General features: G+C 73.6%; 16 protein-coding genes. 10 read left to right on the forward strand and 6 right to left on the reverse strand.

The genetic code is table 11. The features are described 5' to 3' along the window. Window positions 1–248 precede the first annotated feature (248 nt). Entirely contained in the window at window positions 249–1,664 is a 1,416-nt protein-coding gene (gene radA, locus ACIPW5_RS31930) for a DNA repair protein RadA (protein WP_401252433.1), read from the reverse strand. A 261-nt stretch (window positions 1,665–1,925) separates the two neighbouring features. On the opposite strand from radA, the gene ACIPW5_RS31935 reads away from it, so the two are divergent. Beyond that, window positions 1,926–3,737 carry a hypothetical protein gene (locus ACIPW5_RS31935; RefSeq protein WP_401252436.1) on the forward strand — a complete coding sequence of 604 codons (1,812 nt, stop codon included), beginning with the start codon at window positions 1,926–1,928 and terminating at the stop codon, window positions 3,735–3,737. Window positions 3,738–3,757: 20 nt separating this feature from the next. Here the strand turns inward: ACIPW5_RS31935 and ACIPW5_RS31940 are convergent, their stop codons facing one another. Continuing rightward, window positions 3,758–4,561: a hypothetical protein gene (locus tag ACIPW5_RS31940; RefSeq protein ID WP_401252438.1), complete on the reverse strand. Its 804-nt coding sequence runs from the start codon at window positions 4,559–4,561 to the stop codon at window positions 3,758–3,760. A gap of 61 nt (window positions 4,562–4,622) precedes the next feature. Between ACIPW5_RS31940 and ACIPW5_RS31945 the strand changes: the two genes are divergently transcribed. Next, window positions 4,623–5,549 (forward strand): Ppx/GppA family phosphatase, encoded by a 927-nt coding sequence (locus ACIPW5_RS31945; protein ID WP_401252441.1) that lies wholly within the window; start codon window positions 4,623–4,625, stop codon window positions 5,547–5,549. A 508-nt stretch (window positions 5,550–6,057) separates the two neighbouring features. Here the strand turns inward: ACIPW5_RS31945 and ACIPW5_RS31950 are convergent. After that, on the reverse strand, window positions 6,058–6,318 hold the full coding sequence (locus ACIPW5_RS31950) for a hypothetical protein (RefSeq protein ID WP_401252444.1): 261 nt from the start codon (window positions 6,316–6,318) through the stop codon (window positions 6,058–6,060). A gap of 101 nt (window positions 6,319–6,419) precedes the next feature. Next, the gene (locus tag ACIPW5_RS31955) at window positions 6,420–7,181 is read right to left on the reverse strand and encodes a hypothetical protein (protein WP_401252447.1); all 762 of its coding nucleotides are present in this window, start codon (window positions 7,179–7,181) and stop codon (window positions 6,420–6,422) included. 66 nt (window positions 7,182–7,247) lie between these two features. On the opposite strand from ACIPW5_RS31955, the gene ACIPW5_RS31960 reads away from it, so the two are divergent. From ACIPW5_RS31960 to ilvD, 3 genes are all read left to right on the forward strand, one after another. Further along, a complete protein-coding gene (locus ACIPW5_RS31960; protein ID WP_401252450.1) occupies window positions 7,248–8,072 on the forward strand; it encodes a sugar phosphate isomerase/epimerase family protein in 825 nt (274 codons plus the stop codon). Next, window positions 8,069–8,686, forward strand: a complete 618-nt coding sequence (locus ACIPW5_RS31965) for a TetR family transcriptional regulator (protein ID WP_401252453.1) — start codon at window positions 8,069–8,071, stop codon at window positions 8,684–8,686. The genes ACIPW5_RS31960 and ACIPW5_RS31965 overlap by 4 nt, the downstream gene beginning before the upstream one ends. 191 nt (window positions 8,687–8,877) lie before the next feature. Continuing rightward, window positions 8,878–10,728 (forward strand): dihydroxy-acid dehydratase, encoded by a 1,851-nt coding sequence (gene ilvD, locus ACIPW5_RS31970; RefSeq protein ID WP_401252455.1) that lies wholly within the window; start codon window positions 8,878–8,880, stop codon window positions 10,726–10,728. Between the two features lie 154 nt (window positions 10,729–10,882). On the opposite strand, the gene ACIPW5_RS31975 is transcribed toward ilvD, so the two are convergent. Continuing rightward, a complete protein-coding gene (locus tag ACIPW5_RS31975) occupies window positions 10,883–13,009 on the reverse strand; it encodes a PQQ-binding-like beta-propeller repeat protein (RefSeq protein WP_401252458.1) in 2,127 nt (708 codons plus the stop codon). Between the two features lie 106 nt (window positions 13,010–13,115). Between ACIPW5_RS31975 and ACIPW5_RS31980 the strand changes: the two genes are divergently transcribed. The 5 genes from ACIPW5_RS31980 to proC all read left to right on the forward strand — a co-directional run bounded on the left by ACIPW5_RS31980 (window position 13,116) and on the right by proC (window position 16,510). Then, window positions 13,116–13,415: a peptidase gene (locus ACIPW5_RS31980; RefSeq protein ID WP_401252461.1), complete on the forward strand. Its 300-nt coding sequence runs from the start codon at window positions 13,116–13,118 to the stop codon at window positions 13,413–13,415. 77 nt (window positions 13,416–13,492) lie between these two features. After that, complete coding sequence (locus tag ACIPW5_RS31985) at window positions 13,493–14,026, forward strand: hypothetical protein (protein ID WP_401252464.1); 534 nt, start codon at window positions 13,493–13,495, stop codon at window positions 14,024–14,026. 54 nt (window positions 14,027–14,080) lie between these two features. Beyond that, on the forward strand, window positions 14,081–14,875 hold the full coding sequence (locus ACIPW5_RS31990; protein ID WP_401252467.1) for an ABC transporter ATP-binding protein: 795 nt from the start codon (window positions 14,081–14,083) through the stop codon (window positions 14,873–14,875). Next, on the forward strand, window positions 14,872–15,609 hold the full coding sequence (locus ACIPW5_RS31995; RefSeq protein ID WP_401252469.1) for an ABC transporter permease: 738 nt from the start codon (window positions 14,872–14,874) through the stop codon (window positions 15,607–15,609). The genes ACIPW5_RS31990 and ACIPW5_RS31995 overlap by 4 nt, the downstream gene beginning before the upstream one ends. Window positions 15,610–15,700: 91 nt before the next feature. Next, the gene (proC, locus tag ACIPW5_RS32000; RefSeq protein WP_401252472.1) at window positions 15,701–16,510 is read left to right on the forward strand and encodes a pyrroline-5-carboxylate reductase; all 810 of its coding nucleotides are present in this window, start codon (window positions 15,701–15,703) and stop codon (window positions 16,508–16,510) included. Between the two features lie 45 nt (window positions 16,511–16,555). Here proC and trpS read toward each other — a convergent pair whose 3' ends face one another. Then, complete coding sequence (gene trpS, locus ACIPW5_RS32005) at window positions 16,556–17,554, reverse strand: tryptophan--tRNA ligase (RefSeq protein ID WP_401252475.1); 999 nt, start codon at window positions 17,552–17,554, stop codon at window positions 16,556–16,558. Window positions 17,555–18,186: the final 632 nt, after the last annotated feature.

Genomic DNA, 18,186 nt, shown 5'->3' on the forward strand with positions numbered 1-18,186 from the left:
CCGCCGCGTACGGCCGGGCGGACCAGCACAAAGTCTACCGGCGCACGCTGTGCGCCCGCCGGGGCTTGGCCCGTACCGCCGCCACGAGGCCCCGTACGGGCCTTGCGGCCCACCCGTCGGGGGACCCCAGCCGGGTGGCGGGTCCGGTCCGCGTCCGGCTCGTGTCGGCCCGCTGACCTGCCGTTCGGCCCCGTCGGCGGAGGGGAGCGTTCCGCCTGGCGGGCCGGCTCGTGCGGGTCCGCTCCGCCCTACTCCGCCGCCGCCCGCTCCCTGGACGGCGTACGCGAGCGCCCGCGCGGCAGCACCCGCAGCGCGTCCCCGACGTCCGCCACCTCGGTCACCTTCATGCCCGCCGGTACCTTCCCCGGATCCGCCGGGACCAGCGCGTGCGTGAAGCCGAGCCGGTGCGCCTCGGCCAGGCGCCGCTGCACACCGGTCACCCGCCGCACCTCCCCGGCGAGGCCGACCTCCCCGATGGCGACCAGGTTCTTCGGCAGCGGCACGTCACTCGCCGCCGAGGCCAGGGCCAGCGCGATCGCCAGGTCGGCGGCCGGCTCGGTCAGCTTCACCCCGCCCACGGTCGCGCTGTAGATGTCCCGCTTGCCCAGTGCGGTGATCCGCCCGCGCTGCTCCAGCACCGCCAGCATCATCGAGACGCGCGAGGTCTCCAGGCCCGAGGTGGTGCGGCGCGGGGAGGGGATCTGCGAGTCGACGGTGAGCGCCTGCACCTCGGCGACCAGCGGGCGCTTGCCCTCCAGGGTCACGGTCAGGCAGGTGCCCGGCACCGCCTCGGCCCGGCGGGTCAGGAACAGCCCGCTGGGGTCGGCGAGCCCGGTGATGCCCTCGTCGTGCAGCTCGAAGCAGCCGACCTCGTCCGTGGCCCCGTAACGGTTCTTCACGCCGCGCACCAGGCGCAGCCGCGCGTGCCGGTCGCCCTCGAAGCTGAGCACCACGTCCACGAGGTGCTCCAGCAGGCGGGGGCCGGCGATGGCGCCGTCCTTGGTGACGTGGCCGACGAGGAGGGTGGCCATGCCCCGCTCCTTCGAGGCGCGGATCAGCGCCCCGGCGACCTCGCGGACCTGGGCCATGCCGCCGGGTGCGCCGTCGATCTCGGGGGAGGCGATGGTCTGGACGGAGTCCAGGACCAGCAGCGAGGGGTTGACCTGGTCGAGGTGGCCCAGTACGGCGGACAGGTCGGTCTCGGCGGCGAGGTAGAGGTGGTCGTTGAGGGCGTTGATCCGGTCGGCCCGCAGCCGCACCTGGCTCGCGGACTCCTCGCCGGTGACGTAGAGGGTGCGGTGGTCGCCGGTGGCCGCCTTCGCGGCGACGTCCAGCAGCAGCGTCGACTTGCCGACGCCCGGCTCGCCGGCCAGCAGCACCACCGCGCCCGGGACGAGGCCGCCGCCGAGGACCCGGTCCAGCTCGTCCACGCCGGTGCTGCGGGCGGTCGCGGTCTTGCCGTCGACCTGGGCGATCGGCAGCGCGGCGGACGAGACGCGGCCGGCCGCGGTGGTGCGCACGGCGGGCGCGCCCATCTCCTCGATGGTTCCCCAGGCCTGGCACTCGGGGCACCGGCCGAGCCATTTCGCGGTGGTCCAGCCGCATTCGGAGCAGCGGTAGGACGGGCGGTCCTTGGCGGACGAGCGGGAGGTACGGGCAGCCATGCCGCCCACGGTAGCCGTCGCCGCCGACAACGGGCGCGGGCCGGCGTCAGGGCCGCTGTCAGCGGAGTGGCGATCTGTTCACCCTTAAGGGCTAAAAGCCCGGAAGGCTTCCGGAGGGTCACCGGCGCGCCGCCTACGGTTCGCCGAGTGAAGAGCAGCGACCAGGGAGACCCCGTATCGCGCACCGGCGCACACCGGGCGCACGGGGGCACGCCCCGAGCGGACCGGACGGATCCGGCAGGCGGAACGGGTGAGGCGGGGGTGACACCTGTTGCCGGTGATGCGTCCTTTGAGGTAGGAGCCGAGGCCGGTGCGGGGGGCGGTGACGGAGCCGGCGGAACCCTTCGCACGGAGGTCGCGGAGGCCCCGGAGCCCCAGGCGCCCCCGCCCTTCCGGCACGAGCCCTACCTCGACGGGCTCTTCACCTACTGCCTCTCCGTCCTCTGCGACCACGACGCCGCCGCCGACGTGCTCGGCGACGTCCTCGCCGTGGCCGAACGGCACCCCGGCCGATGTCCGGACGAGGGCGACCGGCGGGCCTGGCTGTACGCCCTGGCCCGCTGGGCCTGCCTGCGCCGGCTGGCCGAGCGGCGGCGCGTACGCCAGGGCGCGCATTCCGCACGACGCACACCGGACCAGCGCACACCGGACCAGCGCACGCCGGAGCACACCGACCCCGAGCATGCGCCCCGGGCACACCGCCCGCTCGACGTGAGCGCGTACCGCCGGACCGAGCTCGCCCGGCTCGCCTGGCCCGAAGCCGCCGGCACCACCCCCGAGCAGCGCGAGGCCCTCGAACTCGCCGTCCGCCACCGCCTCGGCGTCACCGAACTCGCCGCCGTCCTCGGCACCGCCCCCACCACCGCCCGGGACCTGCTCTCCGGCGCCGCCTGCGAGGTCGAACGCACCCGCGCCGCCCTCGCCGTCGTCGAGACCGCCAACTGCCCGTCCGTCTCCCGCATCACCGGCGACGACGACGGCGACGGCCCCGGCCAGGTGCTGCTGTCCGCACCCCTGCGCGCCGAGCTCGTCCGCCACGTCGACGACTGCCCGCGCTGCCGACGCGTCGCCGAACGCGTCGGCGCCGGCGCGCCCTGGCCCGGCTCCGGCGGCATCAACGCCGCCCTGCCCCTCGTCCCCGCCCCCCGCACCGCCGTCCACGCCGCGATGCTGCGCTCCGGCCGGCGCCGCGGCGGCCGCCCCGGCCCCCGCTTCGACCGCACCGGCTTCCCCATGGACCCCAAGGACCGCGCCGCCCGCCGCGACCGGTTCCGGGCCCGGGCGGTGACCACCACCGTCGTGGCCACCGTCGTCGCGGCACCCGTACTCGCGCTGTGGGCCGCGTACCGGGGCGCGCCCTCCACCGCCGAACCCGTCGGGGGAGACGGCACCCGCATCTCGGCCAGCGAATCGCAGATCCCGCCCCCGTACGCCGCCGGCCGCCCCCTCACCGGGTACGAGAACACCGGGAACACCGCCCACACCACCGGCGAGCCCGGCTTCGCCCCCGGCAGCGAAACCCCCGACGTCTCCGTCGAGGTCATCAGCGCCGGCGCCCCCGCCACCCCCGAGGCCGGCGGCCCCGGCGCGCCCGGCCGCCTCACGGTCGCCGCCGCCACCCGCGGCGCCACCACCCTGCTCACCCTCACCGCCTCCGGCGGCAGCCCGGTCGACTGGCGGCTCTGGTCGGACGCGCCCTGGCTGCGGGCGAGCCAGACGGCGGGCACCCTCGCGCCCGGAGAATCGGTCACCCTCCGGATCACCGTCGACACCGCGGCCCAGCCCGTCGGCGCCTGGACGGCCCGGGTCGGCGTCGACCCCGGCGGGGCGGTGATCTCCATCCAGGGCCGCGGCCGCCCGGCGCCCACCACCGAGCCGACCCCGCCCGCCCCCGACCCCACGCCGACGCCCCCGGCGCCGGACCCGACTCCGACCCCGACGCCCACGCCGACCCCCCCGGCGCCGGACCCCACCCCGACCCCGACGCCCACGCCGGCTCCGACGGACCCGGCGACCCCGGCACCGTCCTCAGGAGGAACGGTTTCCCCCGACCCGGGGGCCTCCGGCGGCTGAGGAGCGCCGAGGGGACCCGGCTACTGCGGGTCGGCGGGGTGCGGGGCCATCGGCAGCAGCGAGGCCAGCCGCGCCTCGCACAGCTTCACCAGCTCCGCGTAGCCCTCCTTGCCCATCAGCTCCGTCAGCTCCGCCCGGTACGACACGTACACCGGGTCGCCCGCACCGTGCGCGGACGTCGCCGACGTGCACCACCAGTGCAGGTCGTGGCCGCCCGGGCCCCAGCCGCGCCGGTCGTACTCGCCGATCGACACCTGGAGGACGCGGGTGTCGTCCGGCCGGTCGATCCAGTCGTACGTCCGCCGGATGGGCAGCTGCCAGCACACGTCGGGCTTCGTTTCCAGCGGCTCTTGGCCGCTGCGCAGCGCCAGGATGTGCAGGGAGCAGCCCGCTCCGGCGGGGAACCCGGGCCGGTTCAGGAAGATGCAGGCGCCGTCCCAGCGGCGGGTCTGCTTGTCCCCGTCGTCGTCCAGCTGGGTCCAGCCCGACTCGCTGCCGACGTCGTGGAACTGCCACAGCTCCGGCGTGAGCCGGGCGACGTGCTCGGCGACCCGCTTCTCGTCGTCCTCGTCGGAGAAGTGCGCGCCGAGGGTGCAGCAGCCGTCGGAGGCACGGCCCGCCTGGATGCCCTGGCAGCCGCTGCCGAAGATGCACGTCCAGCGGGAGGTCAGCCAGGTCAGGTCGCAGCGGAAGACCTGCTCGTCGTCGGCGGGATCGGGGAACTCCACCCAGGCCCGGGGGAAGTCGAGGCCCTTCTCGTCCGACACCTTGTTCTTCTTCTTGATCTCGGTCCTGCTCTTGCTGGCCTTCTTCGTATTTGGCACAAGCCCAGCCTAAGCGCCCCTTCCTCCACCGCTCCGCGTTCGGCCCAGTAGCGTTTCCCGTATGAGACTCGGTGTCCTTGACGTGGGTTCGAACACGATCCATCTGCTGGTGGTGGACGCGCACCCTGGCGCGCGCCCGCAGCCCGCGCACTCCCACAAGGTGCAGCTGCGGCTCGCCGAGCTGCTCGACGAGCACGGCGCGGTCAGCCCCGAAGGCGTCGAACGCCTCGTCGCGGCGATCGCCGGCGCGGTGCAGGCGGCCGAGGACAAGGGCTGCGAGGACGTGCTGCCCTTCGCGACCAGCGCGGTGCGCGAGGCCCCGAACGCCGACGAGGTCCTCGCCCGGGTCAAGGCCGAGACCGGCGTCGAGCTGCCGGTGCTCAGCGGCGAGGACGAGGCCCGGCTGACCTTCCTCGCGGTCCGGCGGTGGTTCGGCTGGTCGGCCGGGAAGCTGCTGGTCCTCGACATCGGCGGGGGCTCGCTGGAGATCGCGTACGGCATTGACGAGGACCCCGACGCCGCCGCCTCCCTGCCGCTGGGCGCGGGCCGCCTCACCTCGGCCTGGCTCCCGGGCGACCTCGCGGACCCCGCCGACGTGCGGGCGCTGCGTCGGCACGTCCGGGCGCAGATCGCCCGGACGGTCGGCGAGTTCAGCCGCTTCGGGGCGCCGGACCACGTGGTGGCGACGTCGAAGACCTTCAAGCAGCTGGCCCGCATCGCCGGCGCGGCCCGCGAGGCCGACGGCCTGTACGTGCAGCGCGACCTGACCCGGAAGTCCCTGGAGGAGTGGGTACCCCGCCTCACGGCGATGACCACCGCCGAACGCGCCGCGCTCCCGGGCGTCTCGGAGGGCCGCGCCGCCCAGCTCCTGGCGGGCGCGCTGGTGGCGGAGGCGGCGATGGACCTCTTCGGCGTCGACCAGCTGGAGATCTGCCCCTGGGCCCTCCGCGAGGGCGTCATCCTGCGGAGGCTGGACCACCTGCCGTAGGGGGCGTACGGGGCTTGCGGCGCGGGCGCGCTCGTACGGGGCTTGCGGCGCGGGGCGGGTCTGTAGGGGGCTTGCGGTGCGGGTCTCCCGTGCGGGTTCTCCGCGACGGATTCACGGTGCGGGCCCGCCATCTCCCCCTCGACCCCGGCCGCCGGTCGGCGCCTGCCCACCCGCCTCCCTGGGTGCGGGCCGGGTGGTGGGAGCGGGATTCCCCGGGGCGGTCTCGGGGAGGGGCGGGGGTTTCCCGGCAGTCCATCGTCCTTCCGTGTCGGGCCGGTCCGTCAAGGGCGCTCCTTCGTCGCGTCTCTTCGAGATGGCCTTCGGCCACCCTTGACCGACCGACCCGCCCCGGAAAGCCGAAAGACTGCCGGGAAGCCCCCGAAGGAACGGTCACGGGGCAGGAGCGGGAGGGGCGGGCCCGTCAGTGACGAGGCGGGGGGCCGGGCTTTGGTCTGCCGGGCAGCCGGGCCCTGGAGAGCCCCGCGGAGCACCCCGGCGCGATGGATCGCTACGCGCTCCTCCCGGTTTGGCGTCCGGCGGACGTCTGGGGTTCCAGGGGGTGGGCCGGGTCGTCCAGCCAGGCGTGCTGGTGGTCCCGGTCGACGCTGATGCCGAACCGGGTGATGTGCGGGCGGTCGTGCAGCTCGTACCAGTTGAGCGCGGCTGTGACTTCTGCCCACAGGTCACGGGAGCCGAATACGGTGACGGCGTCCTCCTCCCCCCAGTCGGTGTAGCGGACGATCGTGGCGGAGGTTCCGGCTCGGAGCACGGCAACTGCCCGACCCTGCGGGCCGATTGCCGTGGATTGCCGCGTTCGGGCGGGCAGCGCCGATTGCGCGCAATGATGCGGACCCACTCACCGTGAGTAGGTCAACGGGGTGCGTCCGACGCTGCGTCCCACGCCTCCGGGCTGCGGTAGTGGTTGGCGTGGCCCGCCGTGAGGACCGTGCGGAGGCGGGGGAGGTGTTCCGTGGTCGGGGGGAGGGTGAGGGAGTCCAGGAGGGTGAGGGCCTGGGCGGGGTGGAGGTCGCCGTAGGCGTCGTGGTAGCCCGCGAGGAGGGCCTTGAAGAGGGGTTCGTGGAGGGCCGGGAGGCGGTGGGCCGTGAGGTAGGCCGGGTGTTTGGTCTCCCAGGGGACCGGGCCCGAGTCGGCCAGGACGCGGGACGCGCGGCGGAGGGTGGCCGGGGTGGGGGAGGCGGCGATGGCCTCGATGTCGTTGCCCAGGACTTCCGCGAAGGCCTCGGCGGAGGTGGCGCGGTTCTCGAACCAGTCGACCCAGAGGGAGTAGCGGACGGGCTTTGGGTTCCGTTCCCTTTCCAGGCGGGTGCGGTAGCCCTTCCAGAGGGGGGCCTTCGGGCGCGGGCCGCCGTAGAGGGTGCCGTGGAAGGTGAAGTGCAGCTCGCAGGTGACCCAGTACTCGTCGAGGAGGTCGACGAGGGCCAGGGCCAGCTCCGCCTGCGCGGTGTCGTCGAGGTCGTCCTCGGTGAGGGCGAGGGCGGCCCACGTGTGGGCGACGTCGCTCGCGGTGAGGAGGCGGCCCGGGTGGTCGGGGTCGGTCCAGCCCCCTGGGGTCTCCACCACGCCCTGTTCCGCCAGCCAGCGGCGGGCTTCGGCCATCGTCCCGGTTTCCATTCGAAAAGTATGACGAAAGTGCCGCCACTTGCGTTCCGCCGGTGAGGGGCCCCGTAACCTGTCACCGTGGCAGATCCGCTCCGTATCCCGAACAGCCGGACCCCGAAGGTCGCCCTGTCCACCGCCTCCGTCTACCCGGAGTCCACGGCGACCGCCTTCGAGATCGCCGCCCGTCTCGGCTACGACGGGGTGGAGGTCATGGTCTGGACGGACCCGGTGAGCCAGGACGTCGACGCGCTGCGCCGCCTGTCGGACCACCACCAGGTGCCGATCCTGGCCGTGCACGCGCCCTGCCTGCTCATCACCCAGCGGGTGTGGTCCACCGACCCGTGGACCAAGCTCCAGCGGGCGCAGGCCGCCGCCGAGCGGCTCGGGGCGTCGACCGTCGTGGTGCACCCGCCGTTCCGCTGGCAGCGGCAGTACGCGCGGGACTTCGTCTCCGGGATCTGGCGGATGGCCGACGAGACGGATGTGCGCTTCGCCGTCGAGAACATGTACCCGTGGCGCTACCGGGACCGCGAGATGCTCGCGTACGCGCCCGAGTGGGACGTGACGAAGGACGACTACCGGCACTTCACCGTCGACCTCTCGCACACCGCCACCGCCCGCACCGACGCCACCGCGATGATCGACCGGATGGGGGACCGGCTGGCGCACGTCCACCTCGCCGACGGCAACGGGTCGGCGAAGGACGAGCACCTGGTCCCCGGACGCGGTACGCAGCCCTGTGCCGAGCTGCTGGAGGGGCTGGCCCGGACCTCCTTCGACGGGCACGTGGTCATCGAGGTCAACACGCGGCGCGCCATGTCCTCCGCCGAGCGGGAGGCCGACCTCGCCGAGGCGCTGGCCTTCACCCGGGAGCACCTCGCGAAGCCGGCCGGGCGCCGGTGACCGAGCCCGTGAAGCGGCGCCGCGGCCCCGGCCGGCCCCGCCAGGACGAGGCCGACGACGGCCCCGGCACCCAGGAACGGATCCGGCTGGCGGCCCGCGAGGTGTTCGCGGAGCGCGGGTACGACAAGACGTCCGTGCGCGGCATCGCGAAGGTCGCCGGGGTGGACCCGGCGCTGGTGCACCACTACTTCGGCAGCAAGGACGACCTGTTCGCCGCCGCCATCGAGGTCACGATGGAGCCCGCCCTGGTGCTCCCGGCCGTCCTCGGGGCTGGCGCCGACGGCATCGGGGAGAGGCTGGTCAGGTACTTCCTGGGGGTGTGGGAGAACCCGGTCACCCGGGTGCCGATGCTCGCGGTGATCCGGTCGGCGCTCACCCACGAGGCCGCCGCGAAGGTGCTGCGCACGCTGCTGCTGCGCCGGCTGCTGGAGCGGATCGCGGCCGATCTGGACGTCCCGGATCCGACGTTCCGGGCGGAGCTGGCGGCCTCGCACATGGTCGGGATCGCGATCCTGAGGTACGTGGTCCAGGTCGAGCCGCTCGCGTCCGCGGACCCGGAGGACATCGTGGCCCTGGTGGCTCCCACGCTCCAGCGCTACCTGACCGGCGAGTGACCGGGGAGCGGGCCGGGAGCGGGCCGGGAGCGGGCCGGGAGTGGCCGGGGGAGTGACCGGGGAATGACCCTGCCGTCCCGGCATCCGGACCGACTGTCCGGATCGCGGGCGGGGGGCGTAGCCTCGTAACCGAGCCATATCCGCAGTCGCGGCCGTCCGCGTACGGCCGCACTCATGGGGAGTGAAACCGCATGCCCGAGCTGAGGTCCCGCACCGTCACCCACGGCCGCAACATGGCAGGCGCTCGTGCGCTGATGCGCGCGTCGGGCGTAGCGAGCGAGGACATCGGCAAGCCGATCATCGCGGTGGCCAACTCCTTCACCGAGTTCGTCCCCGGCCACACCCACCTGGCGCCGGTCGGCCGCATCGTCTCGGACGCCATCCGCGCCGCCGGAGCCATCCCGCGCGAGTTCAACACCATCGCGGTCGACGACGGCATCGCCATGGGCCACGCCGGCATGCTGTACTCCCTGCCGTCGCGCGACCTGATCGCCGACAGCGTGGAGTACATGGTCGAGGCGCACTGCGCCGACGCCCTGATCTGCATCTCCAACTGCGACAAGATCACCCCCGGCATGCTGATGGCCGCGCTGCGCCTCAACATCCCGGTGGTCTTCGTCTCCGGCGGCCCGATGGAGGCCGGCCAGGCGACCCTGGTGGACGGCACCGTCCGCAAGCTGGACCTGATCGACGCGATGGTCGACGCCTCCAACGAGAACGTCTCCGACGAGGACGTCCTGCGCATCGAGGAGAACGCCTGTCCGACCTGCGGTTCGTGTTCGGGCATGTTCACCGCCAACTCGATGAACTGCCTCGCCGAGGCCATCGGCCTGGCCCTCCCCGGCAACGGCTCGGTCCTCGCCACGCACACCGCCCGCCGCGCCCTGTACGAGGACGCCGGCCGCACGGTCGTGGAGATCACCAAGCGCTACTACGAGGACGGCGACGACTCCGTCCTGCCGCGCAACATCGCCTCCCGCGAGGCCTTCGAGAACGCCATGGCCCTGGACATCGCCATGGGCGGCTCGACCAACACGATCCTGCACCTGCTGGCCGCCGCGCAGGAGGCGGGCCTGGACTACGACCTGAAGGACATCGACGCCGTCTCGCGCCGCGTGCCCTGCCTGGCCAAGGTCGCCCCGAACGTCGCGCCCGGCGGCACGTACTACATGGAGGACGTGCACCGCGCCGGCGGCATCCCCGCCATCCTCGGCGAGCTGCACCGCGGCGGGCTCCTCAACAAGGACGTCAGCACCGTCCACTCCAAGGGCCTGGACGACTGGCTCGGCGAGTGGGACGCCCGCTCCGGCACGGCGTCCGAGGTGGCCATGGAGCTGTGGCACGCGGCCCCCGGCTGCAAGCGCTCCGCGACCGCCTTCTCCCAGTCCGAGCGCTGGGAGAGCCTCGACCTCGACGCCGAGGGCGGCTGCATCCGCTCCGTGGAGCACGCGTACTCCAAGGACGGCGGCCTCGCCGTGCTGCGCGGCAACCTCGCCGTCGACGGCTGCGTGGTGAAGACCGCCGGCGTCGACGAGTCGATCTGGACCTTCGAGGGCCCGGCGGTCGTCTGCGAGTCGCAGGACGAGGCCGTCGACAAGATCCTCCGCAAGGAGGTCCAGCCGGGCGACGTCGTCGTCATCCGCTACGAGGGCCCGCGCGGCGGCCCCGGCATGCAGGAGATGCTCTACCCGACGTCCTTCCTCAAGGGCCGCGGCCTCGGCAAGGTCTGCGCCCTGGTGACGGACGGCCGCTTCTCCGGCGGCACCTCGGGCCTGTCCATCGGCCACGCCTCCCCGGAGGCGGCCTCGGGCGGCGACATCGCGGTGGTCCGGGACGGCGACCGGATCCGCATCGACATCCCGAACCGGTCCATCGAGCTGCTGGTCTCCGCGGAGGAGCTGGCCGCCCGTCACGCGGAGCTGGGCGGCGTGTACGCGCCGAAGAACCGCGAGCGCACCGTCTCGGCGGCCCTGCGCGCCTACGCGGCGATGGCCACCAGCGCCGACAAGGGCGCGGTCCGCGACGTGACGAAGCTGGGCTGAGTCCCCTGTACCGCCCGAACCCCGCCGGTGTGGGTCACCACCCGGCGGGGTTCCGCGCGTCCCCTTTCCGACGCGTTCCTCGCACCGCTCGGCGCCGGGGCGCCTCCCGGGCTTCGGAGCGCTGCGCCGGACCCCGTCCGGCGGCGGCCGTGGCCTACCACCCCGCCGGGTTCCGCGCGTCCACCGCGAAGACCGTGCCGTCGGGGGCGGAGGAGTACACCCGGCCGTCGGCGACGACGGGGGCCGGGAGGGTGGCGCTGAAGGTGCCCTGGGCGCCGGCGGCCATGCGGGGCTTGGTCTGGCCGACGAGCCGCCCCGCGCCGGCGTCGACGGCCAGCAGGCGGCCGTCCCCGGCCGACAGGTAGACCCGCCCGTCCGCGAACACCGGCCGGGAGGCGAACGCCGCGCCCGACTCCAGCCGCCACAGCTCCTTCTCGGCGCCGATCGCCACGAGACCGCCCCGCGTGCCGAAGGCGTACACCGTCCCGTCGGGGCCCACCGTCGCCTCCGTCTCGTACAGCGGGGCCGACAGCTGGACCCGGCGCAGGGCGTGGGTGGCCGTGTCCACCCGTACGATCCCGGCCGTCCTGACGCCGGCGGCGTTGTCGAGCAGGTGCAGCGCGCCGCGGGACACGCCGATCGGCCGGAGCTCTCCGGTGGCCCGGGTCTGCCAGCGCACGGCACCGGTGGCGGCGTCGATCTCGACGAGCTGCGTCGAGCTGCCGTCGAGGTCCGCCGTCGCGGCGAAGAGCACGGGCGCGCCCGCGGCTCCGGCCCCGCCCCACCACACGGACCCGGCTCCGGCGATGTGGCGGCTCCACTTCTGGGTGCCGCCGGCCCCGTCGAGGGCGGTGACCGTGCCGTCCGACGCGACCAGGACCACGTAGGGGCCCGCCGTCACCACGCGCGTGCCGCCGGACAGCTTCCGCTGCCAGCGCTCGGCGCCCGTACCCGGATCCAGCGCCTGGACCAGTTCGCTGCCGGGTGCCATCACCACGACCGCTCCGGCCGCGTACGACGGGGCGGTGCTGCTGGCCACCCCCGAAGAGGGCGCCTTCGCGCGTACGGTCCAGGCCGTCGAACCGTCGGCCGCGCCGAGCCGGGTGCCCGCCAGCCCCGGCCCCGAGCAGAACAGGCCGTCGGCCGCCGCCGAGCAGGACACCGGGGGCGTGCCCGGCGAGGCCGACCACGGGGTGAACGCCCCGCCCGGTCCCGCCGACGTGCCGGCGGCGGGCCGCCGGTCCGGCGCGTCCGAGCCGGCGGCGTGCCACAGGTACCCGCCGACGCCCCCCGCCGTGAGCAGCACACCGAGCCCGGCCGCCAGCAGCGCCGGCCGGATCCGGCGCCGGCGCGGGGCGGGCGGCGGCTCCGCAGTGAGGGCGACCTGCCGCCGCTGGTGGGTGAGTTCCTCGGCCGCCGCCGGCAGCCGGGGCTGCGGTATGAACGCCTGGGTGTCCTCGCCCGTCCGGTACGCCACGGCGCGCATCTCCGCGATCAGCGCCTCGGCGGTCGGACGCTCCGCCGGGTCCTTGGCCAGGCACCGCGCCACGATCGGCACCAGCCGGGCCGGCAGCCCCGTCAGGTCGGGCTCGCTGTGCACCACCTGGTACGCGACGAGGTAGTGGCTGTCGGAGTCGAACGGCCCGCGCCCGGTCGCCGCGTGCACCAGCACCGCGCCCAGCGCGAACACGTCCGCGGCCGTCCCGACCTCGCGGGGCCGCTGGAACTGCTCCGGCGCCATGAACGGCGGGGTCCCGATCAGCTTGCCGGTCTCCGTGCGCAGGTCGCTGTCGGCCGGGCGCGAGATGCCGAAGTCGATGACGCGCACCCCGTCCGGGGCCATCAGCACGTTGCTCGGTTTCAGGTCCCGGTGCACCACCCCGGCGCGGTGGATGTCCCGCAGGGCCTCCGCCAGCCCGGCGGCGAGCCGCGTCAGCTCCACGGGGTCCAGCACGCGTTCGCGCACCCGCTCGGACAGGGTCGGGGCGTCGATGAAGAGGGTGGCCATCCAGGGCCGCTCGGCGTCCGGGTCGGCGTCCACGACGGGCGCGGTGAAAGCACCGCTCACCCTTCGCGCGGCCGCGACCTCCTGCCGGAACCGGGCCCGGAACTCGGGATCCACCGCGTGCTGGGCGTGCACGACCTTGACGGCGAGTTTCAGCCCGGAGCTGGAGGCGGCCAGGTGGACGACGCCCATGCCGCCGGAGCCGAGCACGGATTCGAGCCGGTACTGCCCGGCGTATTCCGGAAACCCGGCGTAGTCCGCACGCCGCGACTGCACCGCTCACCACCCCCGCCGGAGCCTAGTCGATGGCCCCTGGCAACATCCAAGGGCTTGCTACCCTGCGCGCGTTGCGCAGTGCAGCACCCATGGGGGGAGATTTCACATGTCCGTTGAGAACGAATCAAGCCAAGTCCAGAGCCTCTCCGGCGACGCGGGTCCCACCTTCCCGACGGCTCCCGGCTACCGGGTGAACGTCCGCAGCGGCCCGGGCACCAACTACTCGATCATCGACTCCGTCCCGGCTGGCGGGTACGTGACGATCCGCTGCCAGTGCCCCGGCACGACGGTCTCGGGCCCGTACGGCACCACGGACCTGTGGGACTGCATCGGCAACGGCCGCTTCGTCTCCGACGCCTACGTGAAGACGGGCAGCGACGGCTACGTCGCCCCGCGCTGCGGCTGACCCGCCCGGCCGACGTCACCGTTCTGCCAGGTGAGACACCCCCGGCGGGCTCTGTCCGTCGGGGGATAATCGGCAGCGTGAGCGACGACCAGCAGCAGCGAGACCAGAGCCAGAGCCCCGCCGCGCCCGCCGCGCCGGCCCCCGGCCCGCAGCCCGAGCCGATCCGGTTCTTCGGCACCTCCTGGGTGGACCACGACAACGGCTACGCCCTGCGCCGCGCCGGCGTGGCCGTCGGCTCGCTCGCCGCCGCCGTCGTCGGCGCGTACCTCCTGCGGTTCGCCTACGAAGGCCTGGAGATCGGGGACGTCGGCCCCTTCCTCAGCATCTCCGTCGTCGTGCTCTTCGCGATCGCCAGTGCCATCGCCTTCGCCAAGACCTGGGAGTCCTTCGGCCGCCGCCCGCGCCCGTCCTCCGACGAGGCCGCCCTCAAGGGCCTGAAGACGATCGGTTTCATCGGCTCCCTCATCGCGTACTTCCTGCGCAGCCTCTCCGAGGCCCCCGGCGAGAAGCTCCGCCGCACCGAGTACGAGCGCGCCGTGGCCGAATTCGGCCGTCGCCGCAGCGCCCGTACGGGCAACCCGGCCGCCCGCCGTCCCAAGCGCAAGAAGTAGCTCCGAACACCCGGCTCATTGACGAGCGGCACAGCCGCGAGCATTATTCATCACATGATGAATAACCAGCCGGAGGAACCCCCTCCCGCCGTCCACGCCCACGGCCTCACCGTCCGCCGCGGCACCGGCCGCACCCCCCGCACCGTCCTCGACGGCATCGGCTTCGACGTCCCCCGCGGCCGCATCACCGGCCTCCTCGGACCCTCCGGCTGCGGCAAGTCCACCCTCATGCGCGCCGTCGTCGGCACCCAGGCCCACGTCACCGGCACCCTCGACGTCCTCGGCCGCCCCGCCGGCCACCCCGAGCTCCGCTCCCGCATCGGCTACGTCACCCAGGCGCCCTCCGTCTACGACGACCTCACCGTCCGGCAGAACCTCGACTACTTCGCCGCCGTCCTCGACCCCGGACGCCCCGCCGCCGAACGCTGCCGCGCCGCCGTCGACCGGGCCATCGCCGACGTCGACCTCACCGCCCGCGCCACCGCCCTCGCCGGAAACCTCTCCGGCGGCCAGCGCAGCCGCGTCTCCCTCGCCGTCGCCCTCCTCGGCACGCCCGAGCTGCTCGTCCTCGACGAACCCACCGTCGGCCTCGACCCCGTCCTGCGCCGCGACCTGTGGAACCTCTTCCACGACCTCACCGCCCGCCGCGGCACCACGATCCTCGTCTCCTCCCACGTCATGGACGAGGCCGAGCGCTGCCACGACCTGCTCCTCATGCGCGACGGCCGGATCCTCGCCCAGGACACCCCCGAAGCCCTCCGCACCCGAACCGGCTCCGCCACCGTCGAGGAAGGCTTCCTCCGCCTCGTCGACGAAGCCAACGCACTCGCAAGGGAGACCCAGCGATGAACGGCGCCCGCACCCTCGCCACCGCCGGCCGCGTCCTGCGCCAGCTCCGCCACGACCCGCGCTCCATCGCACTGATGCTGCTGGTCCCCGTACTGATGCTCACCCTGCTGCGCTACGTCTTCGACGGCAGCCCGCGCACCTTCGACAGCATCGGCGCCTCACTCCTCGGGATCTTCCCCCTCATCACGATGTTCCTCGTGACCTCGATCGCCACCCTCCGCGAACGCACCTCCGGCACCCTCGAACGCCTCCTCGCCATGCCCCTCGGCAAGACCGACCTCATCGCCGGCTACGCCCTCGCCTTCGGCGCCGTCGCCGTCGTGCAGTCCCTCCTCGCCACCGGCCTCGCCCTCTGGCTCCTCGGCCTCGACGTCGTCGGCTCCCCCTGGCTGCTCCTGCTCGTCGCCCTCCTCGACGCCCTCCTCGGCACCGCCCTCGGCCTGTTCGTCTCCGCCTTCGCCGCCTCCGAGTTCCAGGCCGTCCAGTTCATGCCGGCCGTGATCTTCCCGCAGCTCCTCCTGTGCGGCCTCTTCGCGCCCCGCGACACCATGCAGCCCGTACTCGACGGCCTCTCCGACGTCCTGCCCATGTCCTACGCCGTCGACGGCATGACCCAGGTCCTCACGCACACCGACATGACCGCCGACTTCGTGCGCGACGCCGTCATCGTGGCGGCCTGCGCCCTCCTCGTCCTCGCCCTCGGCGCCGCCACCCTCCGCCGCCGCACGCCCTGACCACGGAGCGGACACCCCCTCGCCACGACGCGGACGGGTGCAAGGATGAGGGCGTACGTCCTGAAGGTTCGTTCGGCGAGGTGAATCGGGCATGACCCAGACAGTCGCAGTCCTCGGTACCGGCAAGATCGGCGAGGCCCTCCTCAGCGGGATGATCCGCGGCGGCTGGCCGGCCGCCAAACTGCTCGTCACCGCCCGCCGGCCCGAACGGGCCGAGGAGCTGCGCACCCGCTACGGCGTCGAGCCCGTCAGCAACGCCGAGGCCGCCAAGCGCGCCGACACCCTCATCCTCACCGTCAAGCCCCAGGACATGGGCAAGCTCCTCGAAGAGCTCGCCCCGCACGTCCCCGCCGACCGCCTGGTCATCAGCGGCGCCGCCGGAATCCCCACCGCCTTCTTCGAGGAGCGGCTCGCCCCCGGCACCCCCGTCGTCCGCGTCATGACGAACACCCCGGCCCTCGTCGACGAGGCCATGTCCGTCATTTCCGCCGGCAGCCACGCCACCGCCGCCCACCTCCAGCACACCGAGGAGATCTTCGGCGGCGTCGGCAAGACCCTGCGCGTCCCCGAGTCCCAGCAGGACGCGGCCACCGCCCTCTCCGGCTCCGGCCCCGCCTACTTCTACTTCCTCGTCGAGGCCATGACCGACGCCGGCATCCTCCTCGGCCTGCCCCGCGCCCAGGCCCACGACCTCATCGTCCAGGCCGCCATCGGCGCCGCCGTGATGCTCCGCGACAGCGGCGAGCACCCCGTCAAGCTCCGCGAGGCCGTCACCTCCCCGGCCGGTACGACGATCAACGCCATCGTCGAGCTGGAGAAGCACGGCGTACGCGCCGCCCTGATCGCCGCCCTCGAAGCGGCCCGCGACCGCAGCCGCGAACTCGCCACCGGCAACAGCTGACGGACGGGGGAGGGGCGGCCGCACGCGGAACGCCCCTCCACCCCTTCACGGAGCCAGCAGCCCGATCGCCTCGTACGCCCGGTCCACCACCGGCCGCGCGATCTCCCGCGCCCGCCCGGCCCCCTCGCGCAGCACCCGCTCCACCTCACCCGGATCGGCCGCCAGCCCGGCGTGCCGCTCCCGCAGCGGCCGCAGCAGCTCCACCACCGCCTCGGCCACGTCCCGCTTCAGCGGCCCGTACTGCTCGTACTCCTCCGCCAGCTTCTCCGGCTCCCCGCCCGTACAGGCGGCCAGGACGTCCAGCAGGTTCGCCACCCCCGGCCGCTCGGCCCGGTCGTAGACCACCCCGCCGTCCCCGCTGTCGGTCACGGCCCGCATCACCTTCTTGGTGATCACCGCCGGCTCGTCCAGGAGATAGACGATCCCGGCACCGCTCTCGCTCGACTTCCCCATCTTCGACGTCGGGTCCTGGAGGTCCATGACCCGCGCGCCCACGGTGGGCAGCGTCGCCTTCGGCACGGTGAACGTGTGCCCGTACCGCTGGTTGAACCGCACGGCCAGGTCCCGGGTCAGCTCCACGTGCTGCCGCTGGTCCTCGCCGACCGGCACCTCCTCCGTGCCGTAGGCCAGGATGTCGGCCGCCATCAGCACCGGATACGTCAGCAGCGACAGCCGTACGCCGTTGCCGGCCGCCTCCGCCTTCGCCGCCTTCTCCCGGTACTGGATCATCCGCCGCAGCTCCCCGTCGGAGGCGGTGCACTCCAGCAGGTAGGACAGCCGGGTGTGCTCGGCGACGTGGCTCTGCACGAAAAGGGTGCACCGCCGTGGATCCAGGCCGGCGGCGAGGAACAGCGAGGCGTTCTGCCGGGTGAGCCGCCGTACCCGCGCGGGATCGTGCTCCGTGGTGAGCGCGTGCAGGTCCACCACGCAGAACAGCGCGTCGGAGGGCGCGTGCTCGGCCGCGACCCACTGCCGCAGGGCCCCCAGGTAGTTGCCCAGCGTCAGGTGCCCGGACGGCGTGATCCCGCTGAAGATCCTCGTCATGTCTGCTGCTCTCCCTCTGAGGTGGTGTGGTGTCGAGCCGCCGCGTCGGGCGACCGAGCCACTCCCGGGGGAGAAACAGGAACGGCCGCCGTGGAGCGGCGGCCGTGAGCGCATGCGTGCTCGCGTTGGAGGTCGGCCGCCGTCAGGCGGCCCACCAGCGAAGGCTGAGCGTGAGCACGTGCGTGGTCATGGGGACCAGCGTAGACCCGGGGGCGTGAGGAGCACGTGAGGATTTCCGGCCTGTCGCCGCCGGCCGGCCAGGGGTTGACACACCTGTGCCCGATCCGTAAGGTTCTTCGAGTTGTCCGACGTGAGCGCCGACCCCGGTCGGTCCCCGGACAGCCATCCCGCACTACGACATTCGAACGAACGACGCACTCCGTCGTCTTGTTTTCATGCGTATTTGCGAATGAGGAATCCGCGTTCCAGGACGCAGCCGCCGATTGGCTTCGGGGGCAGGGAATCCGCTACTGTCTCACTCGCCGGAAGGGCCCAACAGCCCGAAAGGCAAACCCCGCTGACTGGGGGTCAGGCCCGAAAGGATCTGATAGAGTCGGAACCGCCGGAAAGGGAAAGCGCGAAAGCGAAGGACCTGGAAAGCAAGCGAGAAAGACTCTGATAGAGTCTGAATC

This window comes from Streptomyces sp. NPDC090077, from assembly GCF_044747545.1.
Taxonomy (GTDB): Bacteria; Actinomycetota; Actinomycetes; order Streptomycetales; family Streptomycetaceae; genus Streptomyces.

What these genes read in the sequence shown, in the direction of transcription:
- proC (WP_401252472.1), top strand. Translation starts at nt 15,701, where the DNA reads ATGACCCAGACAGTCGCAGTCCTCGGTACCGGCAAGATCGGCGAGGCC.
- radA (WP_401252433.1), bottom strand. Translation starts at nt 1,664, where the DNA reads ATGGCTGCCCGTACCTCCCGCTCGTCCGCCAAGGACCGCCCGTCCTAC.
- ilvD (WP_401252455.1), top strand. Translation starts at nt 8,878, where the DNA reads ATGCCCGAGCTGAGGTCCCGCACCGTCACCCACGGCCGCAACATGGCA.
- ACIPW5_RS31955 (WP_401252447.1), bottom strand. Translation starts at nt 7,181, where the DNA reads ATGGAAACCGGGACGATGGCCGAAGCCCGCCGCTGGCTGGCGGAACAG.
- ACIPW5_RS31980 (WP_401252461.1), top strand. Translation starts at nt 13,116, where the DNA reads ATGTCCGTTGAGAACGAATCAAGCCAAGTCCAGAGCCTCTCCGGCGAC.
- ACIPW5_RS31990 (WP_401252467.1), top strand. Translation starts at nt 14,081, where the DNA reads ATGATGAATAACCAGCCGGAGGAACCCCCTCCCGCCGTCCACGCCCAC.
- trpS (WP_401252475.1), bottom strand. Translation starts at nt 17,554, where the DNA reads ATGACGAGGATCTTCAGCGGGATCACGCCGTCCGGGCACCTGACGCTG.
- ACIPW5_RS31945 (WP_401252441.1), top strand. Translation starts at nt 4,623, where the DNA reads ATGAGACTCGGTGTCCTTGACGTGGGTTCGAACACGATCCATCTGCTG.
- ACIPW5_RS31995 (WP_401252469.1), top strand. Translation starts at nt 14,872, where the DNA reads ATGAACGGCGCCCGCACCCTCGCCACCGCCGGCCGCGTCCTGCGCCAG.